General features: G+C 60.5%; 1 protein-coding gene. It reads left to right on the top strand.

Features of this window, described 5'->3' with window-relative positions; translation table 11 throughout:
• Window positions 1–266, top strand: a 266-nt coding sequence (locus SB756_RS30960) for an aldehyde dehydrogenase family protein (protein ID WP_410913354.1), incomplete at both ends; no start/stop codon positions are given.

The following is a 266-nucleotide window of genomic DNA, read 5'->3' as shown; positions in this document are numbered from 1 at the left end:
GACGCGTTTGCGGAAAAACTCAAGGTAGCGGTGACCAAGCTCAAGATCGGTAACGGTCTCGAAGAGGGCACCACCACCGGTCCGTTGATTGACGAAAAAGCCGTGGCCAAGGTCCAGGAGCACATTGCCGATGCCCTCGGCAAAGGCGCCAAGCTGCTGGCCGGTGGCAAGGTGATGGAAGGCAACTTCTTCGAGCCGACCATTCTGGTCGATGTGCCGAAAGACGCCGCCGTCGCCAAGGAAGAGACCTTTGGCCCGCTGGCGCC

This window comes from Pseudomonas sp. SIMBA_068 (assembly GCF_046534705.1).
GTDB classification, from domain to species: domain Bacteria; phylum Pseudomonadota; class Gammaproteobacteria; order Pseudomonadales; family Pseudomonadaceae; genus Aquipseudomonas; species Aquipseudomonas putida.
This window is presented reverse-complemented; position numbering and strand designations above follow the sequence as displayed.